Source organism: Pseudomonas sp. NFACC25 (assembly GCF_900100935.1).
GTDB classification, from domain to species: Bacteria; Pseudomonadota; Gammaproteobacteria; order Pseudomonadales; family Pseudomonadaceae; genus Aquipseudomonas; species Aquipseudomonas marginalis.
On sequence record NZ_FMUC01000018.1, the window covers coordinates 17,132 to 31,079 of the forward strand.

General features: G+C 61.0%; 13 protein-coding genes. 8 read left to right on the plus strand and 5 right to left on the minus strand.

All coding sequences use genetic code 11. The features are described 5' to 3' along the window. Positions 1–15 precede the first annotated feature (15 nt). Positions 16–1,335, minus strand: a complete 1,320-nt coding sequence (locus tag BLQ09_RS27580) for an ATP-binding protein (protein ID WP_092359274.1) — start codon at positions 1,333–1,335, stop codon at positions 16–18. Continuing rightward, positions 1,332–2,042 (minus strand): response regulator, encoded by a 711-nt coding sequence (locus BLQ09_RS27585; RefSeq protein ID WP_092359276.1) that lies wholly within the window; start codon positions 2,040–2,042, stop codon positions 1,332–1,334. Before BLQ09_RS27585 ends, BLQ09_RS27580 begins: the two co-directional genes overlap by 4 nt. Positions 2,043–2,206: 164 nt before the next feature. Here BLQ09_RS27585 and BLQ09_RS27590 point away from each other — a divergent pair, with 164 nt between their 5' ends. From BLQ09_RS27590 to BLQ09_RS27615, 6 genes are all read left to right on the plus strand, one after another. Next, positions 2,207–2,995: an MlaA family lipoprotein gene (locus BLQ09_RS27590; RefSeq protein ID WP_092359278.1), complete on the plus strand. Its 789-nt coding sequence runs from the start codon at positions 2,207–2,209 to the stop codon at positions 2,993–2,995. 133 nt (positions 2,996–3,128) lie between these two features. After that, complete coding sequence (locus tag BLQ09_RS27595) at positions 3,129–3,326, plus strand: hypothetical protein (protein WP_027607610.1); 198 nt, start codon at positions 3,129–3,131, stop codon at positions 3,324–3,326. Between the two features lie 123 nt (positions 3,327–3,449). Then, on the plus strand, positions 3,450–5,348 hold the full coding sequence (locus BLQ09_RS27600; RefSeq protein ID WP_092359280.1) for an alkaline phosphatase D family protein: 1,899 nt from the start codon (positions 3,450–3,452) through the stop codon (positions 5,346–5,348). Between the two features lie 136 nt (positions 5,349–5,484). Continuing rightward, the gene (locus BLQ09_RS27605) at positions 5,485–6,486 is read left to right on the plus strand and encodes a diguanylate cyclase domain-containing protein (RefSeq protein ID WP_027607612.1); all 1,002 of its coding nucleotides are present in this window, start codon (positions 5,485–5,487) and stop codon (positions 6,484–6,486) included. A 148-nt stretch (positions 6,487–6,634) separates the two neighbouring features. Continuing rightward, positions 6,635–7,885 (plus strand): 2-aminoadipate transaminase, encoded by a 1,251-nt coding sequence (locus tag BLQ09_RS27610; RefSeq protein ID WP_092359282.1) that lies wholly within the window; start codon positions 6,635–6,637, stop codon positions 7,883–7,885. A gap of 101 nt (positions 7,886–7,986) precedes the next feature. Next, positions 7,987–8,703 carry a hypothetical protein gene (locus BLQ09_RS27615; protein ID WP_092359284.1) on the plus strand — a complete coding sequence of 239 codons (717 nt, stop codon included), beginning with the start codon at positions 7,987–7,989 and terminating at the stop codon, positions 8,701–8,703. Between the two features lie 41 nt (positions 8,704–8,744). Here BLQ09_RS27615 and BLQ09_RS27620 read toward each other — a convergent pair whose 3' ends face one another. Together BLQ09_RS27620 and glyA are read right to left on the minus strand one after the other, a co-directional pair. After that, positions 8,745–9,827 carry a pyoverdine biosynthesis transaminase PtaA gene (locus tag BLQ09_RS27620; protein WP_092359286.1) on the minus strand — a complete coding sequence of 361 codons (1,083 nt, stop codon included), beginning with the start codon at positions 9,825–9,827 and terminating at the stop codon, positions 8,745–8,747. Positions 9,828–9,973: 146 nt separating this feature from the next. Next, complete coding sequence (gene glyA / locus BLQ09_RS27625; RefSeq protein WP_092359288.1) at positions 9,974–11,329, minus strand: serine hydroxymethyltransferase; 1,356 nt, start codon at positions 11,327–11,329, stop codon at positions 9,974–9,976. Positions 11,330–11,633: 304 nt separating this feature from the next. On the opposite strand from glyA, the gene BLQ09_RS27630 reads away from it, so the two are divergent. Further along, positions 11,634–12,239 (plus strand): helix-turn-helix transcriptional regulator, encoded by a 606-nt coding sequence (locus BLQ09_RS27630; protein ID WP_092359290.1) that lies wholly within the window; start codon positions 11,634–11,636, stop codon positions 12,237–12,239. Next, on the plus strand, positions 12,226–13,104 hold the full coding sequence (locus tag BLQ09_RS27635; RefSeq protein WP_027607618.1) for a queuosine precursor transporter: 879 nt from the start codon (positions 12,226–12,228) through the stop codon (positions 13,102–13,104). The genes BLQ09_RS27630 and BLQ09_RS27635 overlap by 14 nt, the downstream gene beginning before the upstream one ends. Before the next feature lie 51 nt (positions 13,105–13,155). Here BLQ09_RS27635 and queC read toward each other — a convergent pair whose 3' ends face one another. Further along, positions 13,156–13,854, minus strand: coding sequence for a 7-cyano-7-deazaguanine synthase QueC (queC, locus tag BLQ09_RS27640; protein ID WP_027607619.1), 699 nt, complete (start codon positions 13,852–13,854; stop codon positions 13,156–13,158). Positions 13,855–13,948: the final 94 nt, after the last annotated feature.

Here is a 13,948-nt window from a genome sequence, read left to right on the forward strand (position 1 = left end):
TGTGGCGAGCACCGGTTACACCGGCAACACCACCACCGCCTCCAACCCACCACCCTGGCGCTCCGACAGGGTGAGTGTGCCGCCGTGTTCCAGCACAATCGCCCGGGCGGTAGACAGCCCAAGTCCGACGCCGCCGGTGCTTTTGTTGCGTGAATTTTCGAGGCGGTAGAACGGCAGGAACACCTGTTCGCGATACTGCGCCGCAATCCCCGGGCCGCGATCCAGCACGCGGATCACCACTTCGGCCGGCCCTTGTTGCAGTTCGATTTCAGGCGCCCGGCCGTAGTGGATGGCATTGTCCATCAGGTTGGTCATCACCCGCTTGAGGCCCAAGGGCCGGCCAAAGTACACCAGGCGCGGCGGTCCGCTGAAAGCCAGTTCGATCGCCTGGTCGCGGTAGTCGTCGATCAGGGTTTGCAGCAGTTCCGCCAGATCCAGCTGGGTGGCCTGCTCCAGGCGTGCGTCGTCGCGGAAGAACGCCAGGGCCGTGTTGATCATGGCCTGCATTTCATCGACATCATTGAACAGCCGGCGTTGCTGGTCGGCATCTTCGATGAATTCACCGCGCAGGCGCAGGCGGGTCAGGGGCGCACGCAGGTCGTGGGAGATGGCCGCGAGCATTTGCGTGCGATCCTGGATAAAGTGCCGCAACTGCGCCTGCATGCCGTTGAACGCGAGGATCGCCTGGCGTATTTCGTGGGGCCCGACCGGCTCGATGGGCGGCGCGCGGAAGTCGGCGCCAAAGCGGCGCGCGCCCTGGGCGAAGTGTTGCAGGGGGCGAGCCAGGCGACGGGTCGCGACCAGGGTGACCAGCGCAGTCGAGATCAGCACCAGCAACACCACGATCACACTGCGTGCACCCTCGTCCAAACCCCAGCTGCGCGCACGTGCGCTGAACATCAGCCAGGATTGATCGGCCAGTTGCATCAGGAGCACATACTGCCCGTTGCCACCTGGCCAGTCGGACGGTTCGTAGGCTTCCATGGGCCGGGTCGGTCCCTGAAGCAGGTGCTTGAACGCTTGCTCCCCCGAATCAAAGTCCGGGTCGTTCAGCACGGGCAAATCAAAGGCCGCGCGCTGCGCTACCCACGTCACGCTGAAGGACTCATCGCCCATCACCTGAGCCAGGTGTGCTCGCTGGGCAGGCTGCGACGCCTCGACCGCGCGCACCACCACGGCGATCTTTTCCAGCAAGCCGATTTCGGTCAACGGTGGTCGTGCCCACACGCCCGCCAATTGTACGAACAGGGCGTTAAGCGCCAGCGCGGTAAACATCGCAACCAGGATGGTCAGGGCGATCCAGCGCGCTACGGTGTCACGCGGGCGGCGGCTCATGAACGGCTCACGCTGGCCGTGAATTGGTAACCGCCATTGCGCACCGTGCGGATCATGGCCGGGCGCTTGGTATCGAACTCCAGCTTGCGGCGCAGGCGGCTGACCTGCACGTCGATGCTGCGGTCGAACGCGTCATGGCTATGGCCCCGCGCCAGGTTCAGCAGTTGTTCGCGGGTCAGCACGCGCTGGGGGTGTTCGACGAAGACCAGCAGCAGGTCGAATTCGCCGGATGACAGCGGGATCATCACCTCGTCGGGGGAGCGCAGTTCACGGCGCGTAACGTCCAGTTGCCAGCCCGCAAAGCGAATCAAGGGACGGGCAGACCCGCCCAACACTGGCCGCCCCTCGCCTGCCCGACGCAATACCGCACGCACCCGCGCCAGCAGTTCACGGGCGTCGAAGGGTTTGCTCAGGTAATCGTCGGCGCCCATTTCCAGGCCTACCACGCGGTCGCTGAGTTCGCCCATGGCGGTGAGCATGATCACCGGTGTTGCGTACTGCTGGCGCAGGCGCTGGCACAGCAACAGGCCGTTCTCCCCCGGCAGCATCAGGTCAAGAATGATCAGGTCGGCAGGATGACGCTCCATGGCGGCCCACAGCTCGGTGCCACCGGCGACGGTCTCGACCGCATAGCCATGTTGCATAAAAAATTTCTTCAGCAGCGCGAGGACTTCAAGGTCATCGTCCACGATCAAAAGGTTGCTCACAGGCGGGCATCACTGGGTGTTGTCGATGCGCCATCTAAAACCATTCGACGCAGCCCGTCATATATTTCAATCGTGCAATAAAGCGTCAGCGCCGCAATAAACCAGACATCTTTGCGCAAGGGACGGCTGCCAGCATCGGCCTCCCTTTTGCGGAGACCGTGCTTATGCGCTCGCTGACCTATCCCCGGCACCTGGCTCGCCAGGTCGTGCTGTTGTTGACCGTGTCTTACCTCACGGGCTGCGCCAGCCCGGCCCCCTCGGGCACCACCACCCGCTGCGCACAGGTGAATTACCCGGTGTACGACCCGGCCGAACCGCTCAATCGCGGGGTGTTTGCCTTCAACCGGACGGTGGATAACTACGCCCTGGCGCCGGTAGCACGTGGCTACCGCTACCTGCCGGATTTTTTCCAGCAGGGTGTGCATAACTTTGCGAGCAACTTCAGCGAGCCGAAGGTGTTTATCAATGACCTGTTGCAAGGCAACCCAAGGCGCTCGGTCAATACCCTTGGCCGTTTTGCGCTGAATACCACAGTGGGCGTGGTGGGGCTGATCGATGTATCAGACCGCGTGGGCATCCCGCGCCATAGCGCCGACTTCGGCCAGACATTCGGCGTGTGGGGCATCGGCAACGGGCCGATTGTCGAACTGCCACTGCTGGGCACCGGCAACAGCCGCGATGCGGCAGGCAAGGTCTTGAGTTTCCTGGTCTCGCCGTTGGGAGACAGTGACACCGTGCAGACCCTGGGCACCCTCAGCCTGGTAGGTGGCACCGTGGATACCCGGGCATCACTGTTGCCGCTCACCGACAGCCTGCAAAAATTGCCGGACTATTACAGCGCAATACGTAATGTCGTGGCACAAAACCGTGCGGCCTTTGTGCTGGATGGCAAGGACGGCGCGACCACTCCCGCGACCGGGGGTTGCGCGGACGGCGCCGCTGATGACTTCTGAGCCGAGTAGCCAAAGGTCGTCATATCTTGCAGCAGGACGTTTATAGCTCGCCAGCGCCCTGCTCTATAAGTTTGGCGGCACTTCGCTCCAAGGGGTGAAGTAACACTCGACTAATAGATAAAAGGACACTGCCATGCTCAGCTCTATCAACGCCACACCGCTCCCCCCTCCTCCCCCCACTACGCCGCAGGACGACACAGCCCTGCAACGCAAGAAACGCAGCATTGAAGACCCTCAGCCGCAACTGGAGCCTCAGGAGGCTGACGGTTCATCGCGCAACCGCCCCAGAAGTGGCGGCCTGGATAGCCTGGGCAAGGGGAACTTGCTCTGAACCGCAGGAAGAAGGGCAGCGTATTGCCCTTCTTCTTTTTTACAGACCGCCCCGCTTTAACAAAACACTGACATCCGTTGCGCTAACCTTGCCGGTTCAACCCTGGCCGGAGCCTGTTACCGCATGCCACATCCCGACACCTTGCCCGCCGTACTCGCCGGCCCTCTGCTGCGGCGCCTGGAACCCCGGCGCCTGGTGCTGTGGCTGGTGGGGAGCCGGGCATTGCCCCTGAGCCTGAAACTGCACTGTGCCGGCCAGTGCCTGGACATACCGCTGGGCCAGGACCGGTGCCAGGTCGTGCCGGTGGGGCGCCAGGCGTACATCCATCTGATTGATGTACGGTTGGACGAGGCGCTGCCCCAGGACATAGTCATCCACTATGACCTGCTGGTCGACGACGCCTGCATTGCCGAATGGGCACCGCACCTGCTGTACGCCGACACACACTGCCCAAGTTTCGTACTGCACAGCCACATCCATCAACTGGTACACGGCTCCTGCCGCAAACCTCACCACAGCGCCGACGAAGGCCTGCTCTGCGTCGATCGGCTGCTGGCGGATGCGCCTACCCCGGCCGACCGCCCAGCCTTGCTGATGATGAGTGGCGACCAGGTGTACGCCGACGATGTGGCCGGGCCGATGTTGCGGGCGATCCATGGGCTGATTGCGCGCCTGGGCCTGTTCGATGAGTACCTGGAAGGCGCGGTGGTAGACGACAGCGCCAGCCTCTACGGGCATCACGCCAGCTACTACCACCGCGCTGACCTGCTACCCGCGCTGGACAGCAATGAGACCCTGCGCGAACGTTTTTTTGGCGGCGTGAAAAAGCCGATTTTCACCAGCAGCACCGCCGACAATCACCTGGTGACGTTCGCCGAAGTCATGGCGATGTACCTGCTGGTGTGGTCGCCCACCCCCTGGTCCCTGATCACCGTACAGCCACCGCAACTGAACGCCGATGAAGCTGCGCGCTATGCCCGCGAACAGGTGCAGGTGGATAAATTTCGCGACGGCTTGCCGGGCGTGGCGCGGGTATTCGCCCATCTGCCCACCTTGATGATCTTTGACGATCACGACATCACCGACGACTGGAACCTCAGCGCGCAATGGGAAGAAACCGCCTACGGCCATCCGTTCTCCAGACGCATCATCGGTAACGCCCTGCTGGCGTACCTGCTGTGCCAGGGCTGGGGCAATAACCCGGACGCCTTTGATGAGCTGGTGGGCCACACCCAGGCACTGGCCACCCAGGCGCAGGACAATCACTTGGACGCCCAGGCACAGGATGCTTTGCTCGCGGCGCTGCTGAAGTTCCAGCAGTGGCACTACGTACTGCCCACCACCCCGGCCCTGGTGGTGCTCGACACCCGCACCCGGCGCTGGCGCAGCGAATTCACCCTCAAGCAACCGTCCGGCCTGCTGGACTGGGAAGCCTTGAGCGAACTGCAACAGGAACTGCTCGACCATCCCTCGGCCATCATCGTCTCCCCCGCGCCGATCTTCGGCGTCAAGCTGATCGAGACCGTGCAGAAAATCTTCAGTTGGTGCGGCCACCCGTTGCTGGTGGACGCAGAAAACTGGATGGCCCATCGCGGTGCGGCCCAGGTGATCCTCAACATCTTTCGCCACTCGCGCACACCGGGTAACTACGTGATCCTCTCGGGGGATGTGCACTACTCGTTCGTCTATGAAGTGCTGATCCGCCATCGCAACGCCGGCCCCAGAATCTGGCAGATCACCAGCAGCGGCATCAAGAACGAATTCCCGCCGCGCTTGCTGGAATGGTTCGACCGCCTCAACCGCTGGCTGTACTCGCCGCGCTCGCCTCTCAACTGGTTCACTCGCCGCCGCACCATGCAGGTGGTGCCGCACATCCCGGAGCATGCCGAGGCCGGTGAACGGTTATGGAATTCGGCAGGCATCGGCCAAGTGTTTTTCAACGAGCGGGGGCAACCTGACACGATCTACCAGCACAACGCCGATGGGAAGGCGCATACGAGGATGATCGCGCCGAAGCAATAGCCCATGGCCACCCTCCTGTAGCCGTCCATCCGCCCTATTCAAAGCGCACAAGCTCCGTTGTACAGTAGCTCCAGCCACGGAGTATCGGCATCAATATGACTGGCCTTGGACGCCAGCCCATGCAAGGAGCGCACAGATGGACGATACCTCCGACAACGGTAATTTCTCCCACCTCAATGCCGACATGCTGCATACCGTGCTGGAGCTGGTCAGCGACGGGATCTGGGACTGGAACGCCAATACCGGGTTCGTCTACCGCAACCCAGGCTGGTACGAAATGCTGGGCTACCCCCGCCACTCCCTGGAAAACAGCGTGTTCACCTGGGAGACCGTCATCCACCCGGAAGACTACCCCCACGTGATGACGCTGTTCGATGACTACATCCACCGTCGCGCTCCCCATTATCAAATCGAATACCGTTGCCGCAAAAAAGATGGCAGCTACCTGTGGATCGAAGACCGGGGCTACGTGATTGCCCGTAACCCCGATGGCTCGGTGGCGCGGATGGTCGGCGCCCATCGCGATATTCATATACGCAAGTGCTCCGTCGAACAGCTGGAGCGGCGCAACCAATCCCTTGAGGCGCTGGTGGCCGAGCGCACGCGCGAATTGTCACGGGTCAACCAGCAGTTGCAATTGCAGCTGGACGAAAACCGCTCCCTGGCCGAACGGGATGCCCTGACCCTCGTCGCCAACCGCTATCGCCTGGAAAAAGTCCTGCTGGAAGAGTGCGACCGCGCCCAGCGTTTTCGCCTGCCGCTGGCATTGATCGCGATGGATATCGATGATTTCAAGCCGATCAATGACCAGCATGGTCACGGCGTGGGCGACCAAACCCTTTTGCAGGTAGTGGAATGCCTGGAAAGCTGCCTGCGCCCAGGCGACCTGCTCGCGCGCTGGGGTGGCGATGAGTTCATCGCGGTCCTGCCCAAAAGCGCACTGGAAACCGCCAGGGAGCTGGCCGAGAAAATCTGCCAAAAGATGCGCAAGATCCCGATGCGCGGCGGCCTCCACGTTACCCTGAGCGTGGGCGTGGCCGAGCGCCGTATGGATGAATCCCCCAGCGCGCTTATGGCGCGTGCCGATCAGGCGCTGTATCGCGCCAAGGCGGCGGGCAAGGATGGGGTGTCGGCGTAGCATCGACGGGGCTACGGCGTTGCCAAAAACGAGCTTTTGGCAACAGCTCTTCCGATTTGGAATGACCCGGCGACTTTATTTCGTTTGCGGCAGGGCCTGGCCCACGGCTTAGATAAAAGCACGCCCGCCACTGCCGAGTCCGAGATTCATGAGCCGCGAAACCATCAGCCAGTCGATTTCCATCGTTCATCCCATCAGCCTCAGCCATGGCAGCAACGCCGAGGTCTGGGACACCACGGGCAAACGCTATATCGATTTTGTCGGCGGGATCGGCGTGCTCAACCTTGGCCATTGCCACCCGGGCGTGGTGGCGGCGATTCGGGAACAGGCGACGAAGTTGACCCACTATGCGTTCAACGCGGCACCGCACACGCCCTACATCGAACTGATGGATCGCCTGACCGGGTTTATCCCGGTGGACTACCCCGTCAGCGGCATGCTTACCAACAGCGGTGCGGAAGCGGCAGAAAACGCCTTGAAGATCGTGCGCGGCGCCACCGGCCGCACGGCGGTGATCGCCTTTGACGGTGCTTTCCACGGCCGCACCCTGGCCACCCTCAACCTCAATGGCAAGGTGGCGCCCTACAAACAAAAGGTCGGCGTCCTGCCCGGCCCGGTGTATCACCTGCCCTACCCCAGCGCCGATAACGGCGTGAGCTGCGCTGAAGCGCTGAAAGCCATGGACCGCTTGTTCAGCGTGGAAATCGACGTCGCTGACGTCGCCTGTTTCATCATCGAGCCGGTGCAGGGCGAAGGCGGTTTCCTGGCGCTGGATATCGAGTTTGCCCACGCCCTGCGGCGCTTTTGCGATGAACACAATATCCTGTTGATTGCCGATGAGATCCAATCGGGCTTCGGGCGCACCGGCCGGCGTTTCGCCTTCTCACGCCTGGGCATCGAACCGGATCTGATCCTGCTGGGCAAAAGCATCGCCGGCGGCGTGCCGCTGGGTGCGGTGGTCGGGCGCAAGGCCTTGATGGATAACCTGCCCAAAGGCGGCCTCGGTGGTACTTACTCGGGTAACCCCATCGCTTGCGCGGCAGCATTGGCTACCCTCGATGCGATGACGGACGAACACTTGCAGGCCTGGGGCTCGCAACAGGAAGCAGCGATCGTCGGCCGCTATGCCGCCTGGCGTTCGCAGCACCTGTCGCCGTACCTGGGCCGCCTGACCGGCGTCGGTGCCATGCGCGGCATCGAACTGGCCAACGCCGACGGCACGCCCGCGCCCCGGCAACTGACCCAATTGCTGAGCCTGGCGCGAGACGCCGGGCTGTTGTTGATGCCCAGCGGCAAGTCGCGGCACATCGTGCGCTTGCTGGCACCGCTGACCATCGAGCCTGCGGTGCTGGAAGAAGGACTGGATATTCTCCAGGCGTGCCTGAAGCAGTTGGTTTGACGCCCTGCATTCGCCGGTCGGCAGCCTTGACCTGATCCCCCTCCCCGCTGAAAATGCGCGACGCTTTTTTGTCTTCCGTTTACTGAAGTAGTGAAATTTCAATGTCCGATTCTTACACCGAACACTCCGCCGAAGAATCCGTAGTCGCCTTGCACGCCAAGGCTGAATACGAAAACGCCATCAATCTTTCACAGCATGTGCCAGCCGCCAAGATCATCAGCGAGATGGTGCTGGACGCCTTTCACACCTCCAAGGAAAGCGACCAGATCCGCGAACTGCGCGTGGCCATCCGCCAGGCCCACGACGCCTTCGACGACGACAAGGCCTACGACCTGATGGGCCAGCTCAAGCAGCTCAAGGACGCCGAAGCCGCTGACAACCTCGCCCTTGAAGACCTGAGCGGCAAGTTCTCCATCAGCCGCATCCTGTCGAGCTTCAAGGATGATCCTGAGTTTCAGGAGCTGGTCTACGGGCTGGCCCTCAAAGTGCTGAACCAGTCTCACCAGGCCATCAGCAACCCAAGCGCCGGCAAAGGCAAGGCCGCTCGCCCCAAGAAAGAAGCCGAAGTGTTTGTGATCAGCAAGGACGGCACCAGCGTCACCCTGCCGCTGCGCACGCCACGCTCGCGGTTGAACGTCGACCGTGAGGCGTTTGAGTTCCTGGGCTTCAGCTTTGTAGGCGAAGGCGACGAAGCCGAGCTGGAGGTTGAAAGCTTTGTGGATAACGCCGGCGTCGAGCAGCCGCTGAGCCGCAAGAGCGTGATTACTGCGCTGCAACAGCAGACGGCGTTTGAGGGCTACAGCATCGCGCAGCAGTGACACCGAATGTGGGAGGGAGAAAGCCCCCTCCCACATCGGCGCTAGACCGTCGCCGCAAACACCTCGCGAAACCGCTCCATCTCCCGCTTGTTCCCCACCGTCACGCGCACCCACTGCGGCCAGTTTTTCCACACCCGCCCGATGAACACGCCCTGTGCGGCAAGCTTGTCGATGACCTGCTCGGCCGGTTGCTTCACGTCGATCATGAAGCAGTTGGCCTGGGAGGCCGTGCAGGTGAAGCCACGGCCCTTGAGCCAGGTGATTGTTTCATCGCGCAGCTGGGCATTGAGTGCCTTGCGTTGTGGCAGCAGCTTTACGTCTTCCAGGCTGGCGAGGCCGCCGAGCAGGGAAGAACCCGCCGGGACATTGTCACCGCCGAATACCGCCAGCCGTTCCAGCAGCGCCGGGTGGCCGATCGCCAGGCCCAGGCGGGCGCCGGCCATGCCGTAGATTTTCGAGAAGGTGCGCAACACCAACAGGTCGTCATGGTCCTTGACCCAGCTCACCACGCTTGGGGTGTCGGCGAAGTCGATGTAGGCCTCGTCCACCACCAATACGCTGCCTTTGGGCTTGTTCGCCAACGCCTGGCGAATAGCCTCGGTAGAGGTGAGGGTGCCCGTCGGATTATTGGGATTGCAGACATAGAGCATCCCCGCCTGGGGATCGGCGGCGAGCATGGCGGGAACGTCGTGGGCGTGGTCGGCGTCAAGGTCCACTTCGCGCACCGGCGCCTTACGGGACTCGGCGGCCTGGCGCGGTACTTCGTAGGAAGGCGTGGCCATCACCAGGCCGCGGGTTTCGCTGGTGAACGCCAGCACCGCGTAGCGCAGCGCGGCCATGGAGCCGGCGAACACCGCCACCTGCTCTTCGGCAATCCCGTGCTGCTGGGCAAACAGGCCGGCCAAGGCGTACATATGTTTGTACGGATACCGGCCGGCTGTCGCGATGCCGCGCTGCATCGCTTCGCGGGCCGCCGTCGAAGGCCCGTAGGGGCTTTCGTTGTAGTTGAGCAGTACCTTGTCAGTCTTGGTCGGCGCAGGTGCGGCGAGCGCCCAATCCAGGCGCCCGAGCAAAGGCAGGGCGGCGCCAAGAGCGAGAAGGGATCGACGACTAACGCTGACCATGGTGACTACTCCTTGTAGACGGGTGAGGAATTCGCACAGCTCGTATAGAAGGGTATGACGAGACAAGGAACGAAGGATTTAACCGAGCCACCATGAAAAAGCCCCGTACAACGTGCGAAGACGGGGCTTTTTTCGAGCAGGGCGCTTCAGCGTTCCCAGTAGCCGGCGATGGGATATTTCGCACACAAGGCTTCGAGTTCTGCACGCAGTTGTTGCTGCAGAATCGGTTCGAGGCGGTACGCGTGCTCCCCCAGCGGGGTGACATTGTCCAATACCCGGCACACCAGATCGATGATGTGTCGACAGCCCTCGGCATCAACACCGCGTTGCGCCATGGAGCCCGTGCCGATACACAAGCCACTGGCAACGGCAGACGAACGCGTCTCACCCGGTATGCGGTTTTTATCCACCACGACACCGCAGCTTTCCAGCGCAGACTCGGCGATAGCGCCGGTAACGCCGCCGCGCAAGCGAATCAGCACGGTATGGTTTTCACTGCGCCCGCCGACCACTTCATAGTCATGGGCCTGAAACGCGCTGGCCACTTCATCGGCCAGGGCGCGAATCCGCCCCATGCACGCGTCGAACTCCGGTGTCATCGCGTAGCCCAGCGCAGCGGCTTTGGCGGCGATCATATTGACCGCCGGCGCGCCCTGCATGCGTGGGAACACGGCTTGATCAAGTACACGGCTGAAGGTCGCCCTCAAGCCGGGCACCTTGGTATGGGCATCGCGGCCGGACAGGATCAAGCCTCCGCGCGGCCCACCCAGCTGCTTGTGGGTACAGGTGGTGGTGACATGCGCGGCGTTGATCGGACTCGGGTGCCGCCCCGTCACGACCAGCCCGGCAATATGAGAAATGTCGGCGAGCAGGATCGCACCCGCTTCATCGGCTATGGCGCGAAACCGCTCGAAATCCACAACCCGCGAATAAGCCGATGCACCGCAGATGATGATGCGTGGGCGATGGGCAAGCGCCAGACTACGCACCTGCGCGTAATCGATCAGTCCGTCGGCGGTGGTGCCGTAGCGAATGGCCTTGTAGTAGGCACCGGTAAATACGGCGGGGCTGCCATGGGTAAGGTGCCCACCGTGATCGTGGGCCATGCCCAGCAGGGTATCCCCCGGTTCAAGCAGGGCGGACAGCACTTGGGCGTTGGCGTTGGAAGCCGAGTGCGACTGCACGCCGGCGTAGTGGGCATCGAACAATTCACGCGCCCTGCGGATAGCCAGGGACTCGACCAGATCGACATTCTCGCAGCCCGCCCGATGGCGTCGGCCAGGCGCGCCCTCGGCGGTGATGTTCACCAATGCAGACGCGGAGGCCACCAGGGTGCGGGGTTCGACCGCACAGGAGGACGCGACCAGTGACAGTGTGCGGTGCTGGCGCGCCACTTCCGCGTCCAGCAGCATCGCCAACTCCATGTCCTCGGCGTGCAGATCCGCCATGCCTCGGCGCAACAGGTCAGCCTGATCCTGCAGGTGTACGGTATTGACTGCCATGGGGAGTGTCCCTTCCTTGGTTGCTGCGTAGCGGTTCGTCCTGAACCGTGGCGTCCAATTAAACAGGAAATTAAACATTTTCCAAATTAAATGTTCGCTTTTGTCCCCCTTTGCCGAGTAACTGGCCATTTGCCTTTCCGCCTGACAGGGTCGAGCATCTTGGGCTTTATTGTTAAGCCACGCGCGTGCAACACTTGCGCCCGCCGCAAAGCCTGAACGCCCTGGATGGGTACTTCAGTGCTGAAACAGCCTGCGTGGCGTCTTCAAGGATCAACGGTTTTTACTAAAGGGAAGTGGTGAGCACGTGATGCACAGACGAGAAAAAACCGAGCACTTGAAGAGCAACATCAAGTACTTGATCAAGAGCCGCGGCGAGACCCAACTGTCGTTGTGCAGCGCGGCCGGCCTGACCCGCACCACGATCTACAACATCCTCGAAGGCAAGGTCGTCAACGTTCAACAGTCGACCCTGCGCAAGATTTCCGATTTTTTCGGCGTGTCTTACGAAGAAATCGAGACCATCGATTTTGAAGCCAAGGAAATCATCGAGAGCAGTGTGTCGCCCCAGGGCAATATGAACCCGGCAGCCGTGCCTGTGCTCAAGCAAAGCCAGGTCATGCAGCACCTGGACAAGCGCATCGGCGAACTGGCCACCCTCTTCCCGCTCACGTACTACTTCGGCGCGTCCCATAACCTGATCGGCGTGCAGTTGGAGCATCCCATCGCGGGTGTGAACGAGCCAGGTGACCTGCTGATCATCCAGAAGGGCTCATCGAGCGATGCCAAGGAAAAGCTGGTGTTCGACAAGGTCACTCAGGCGCTGTTGATCAGCCGTGAGGCCTGCGCCAACTCAGAACGCCTGTGTGTACTGGGCGATATCATTGAGGAGCGCTTCAATGACCACGCATGAAAGCGAGATAGAAAACAGCAAGTACAAACTGCTTGGCTTCGAAAATGACAAGAGCCTGGCCGTGATCATGATCATCGCCACGGGCAAGATCATCCGGGTCAAGTTGAGCGAAGTCATCAACAGCGAAATCATGGACAACTTAAATAAAATGGAAGTTAAAAACCTATACAAGAAGTTCTATTCCCAAGGCGGCTCGGTGACCGCGTACGACCTCAATGACCGTAATGAAAACTCATGGATGATCTACATCATCCTGAACCTGCTGCTCTTCACTTTTTATATTTTCACCAGCATCGCCGCGACCAAACCGATCTACATCGAGTCACTCGACATCATCGTCACACCCGGCACTTTCCTGTATCCGTTGACCTTTTTGATCGTGGACCTGCTCAACGAAAACTTCGGCCTGAGACTCGCCAGAAAGGCCATTCTGTTTGCCTTTGCCAGCAACGCGATGATCATCATCCTGCTCTACGGCTCGACCTTCCTGCCCGGCCTGCCAGGTTGGAAGCTCGACGGTCCTTACAACGATGTGATCGTCCAGGTATCGTCGGTATTGATCGCCTCTTCGGTGTCGTTCCTGGTGTCGGAAAATATCAACTCGTATTTACTGTGCAAGATCAAAGAGCTGACCAACTCCAAATACCTGTACCTGCGCATTTTCCTCAGTACGTTCTTTGCAGTGATTATCGACAGCTTCCTGTTCTGCTTCATCGCGTTCTACGGTGCCATGCAGACCAGCGACATCCTGAGCATGATCTATGTACAGATCGCGATCAAAGTCGGTTTTGCGTTCTTCAATATCCTGCCGGCCTACGGTGCGCGCTCGTTGTTCAAGCGCTACCTGACCGCCGCCACTGCCTGATGCGTAGCAGCTGTCGAGCCTTGTCGAGGCTCGACAGCTGCGTGTTGGAGGTCAGTTCAGCTGCAATTTCTGCTTAAGGCTCTGCATGACCGCTGCCTTGTTCTGCAGGTAGTCATTCAAGCCACGTGCACGCAGGTTGCACGCATCGCACTCGCCGCAGCCGGTGCCGATAATGCCGTTGTAGCAGGTCAGGGTCTGCTCGCGGACCAGGTCCAGTTGCTGGTGGTAATCCGCCAATGCCCAGGTCTCGGCCTTGTTCAGCCACATCAACGGGGTTTCCAGGCGTACGTCGTACTCCATGCCCAGCTTGAGCGCCTGGTTCAAGGCTTTGACGAACTCATCGCGGCAATCGGGGTAGCCGGAGAAGTCGGTTTCACACACGCCGGTGATCACCGTCTCGGCCTTGACCTGATACGCGTAGATGGCCGCCAGGGTTAAAAACAGAATATTGCGGCCCGGCACAAAGGTGCTCGGCAAGCTTTCGCCGGAGCTGTTCACGGTCGGCACCGGGATGTTGTCGCGGGTCAGGCTGCTGATCGCCAGTTCGTTGAGCAGCGACACGTCCATCACTTTGTGAACGGTGGCCCCCAGTTGCTTGGCCAACTGCCGGGCGACTTCGATTTCCGCGACATGGCGCTGACCGTAATCGAAGGTGATGCAGTGCACTTCGTCATACAGCGGCAGCGCCTGGATCAGGCAGGTGGTCGAATCCTGACCGCCACTGAACACCATAACGGCTTTTTTACTCATCACTTTGCTTCCTGCAGGGGTAGGGTTTGGTCGTAGTTTAAAGGTCACTCAATAAAAAACCCCGCGCTTCTTTCGAAGGCGGGGCCTTTTTATT

Bases quoted from the DNA above. Each gene is read 5' to 3' on its own strand.
- BLQ09_RS27580 (WP_092359274.1), bottom strand. From the start codon at position 1,335: ATGAGCCGCCGCCCGCGTGACACCGTAGCGCGCTGGATCGCCCTGACC.
- BLQ09_RS27590 (WP_092359278.1), top strand. From the start codon at position 2,207: ATGCGCTCGCTGACCTATCCCCGGCACCTGGCTCGCCAGGTCGTGCTG.
- BLQ09_RS27595 (WP_027607610.1), top strand. From the start codon at position 3,129: ATGCTCAGCTCTATCAACGCCACACCGCTCCCCCCTCCTCCCCCCACT.
- BLQ09_RS27600 (WP_092359280.1), top strand. From the start codon at position 3,450: ATGCCACATCCCGACACCTTGCCCGCCGTACTCGCCGGCCCTCTGCTG.
- BLQ09_RS27605 (WP_027607612.1), top strand. From the start codon at position 5,485: ATGGACGATACCTCCGACAACGGTAATTTCTCCCACCTCAATGCCGAC.
- BLQ09_RS27610 (WP_092359282.1), top strand. From the start codon at position 6,635: ATGAGCCGCGAAACCATCAGCCAGTCGATTTCCATCGTTCATCCCATC.
- BLQ09_RS27615 (WP_092359284.1), top strand. From the start codon at position 7,987: ATGTCCGATTCTTACACCGAACACTCCGCCGAAGAATCCGTAGTCGCC.
- BLQ09_RS27620 (WP_092359286.1), bottom strand. From the start codon at position 9,827: ATGGTCAGCGTTAGTCGTCGATCCCTTCTCGCTCTTGGCGCCGCCCTG.
- glyA (WP_092359288.1), bottom strand. From the start codon at position 11,329: ATGGCAGTCAATACCGTACACCTGCAGGATCAGGCTGACCTGTTGCGC.
- BLQ09_RS27635 (WP_027607618.1), top strand. From the start codon at position 12,226: ATGACCACGCATGAAAGCGAGATAGAAAACAGCAAGTACAAACTGCTT.
- queC (WP_027607619.1), bottom strand. From the start codon at position 13,854: ATGAGTAAAAAAGCCGTTATGGTGTTCAGTGGCGGTCAGGATTCGACC.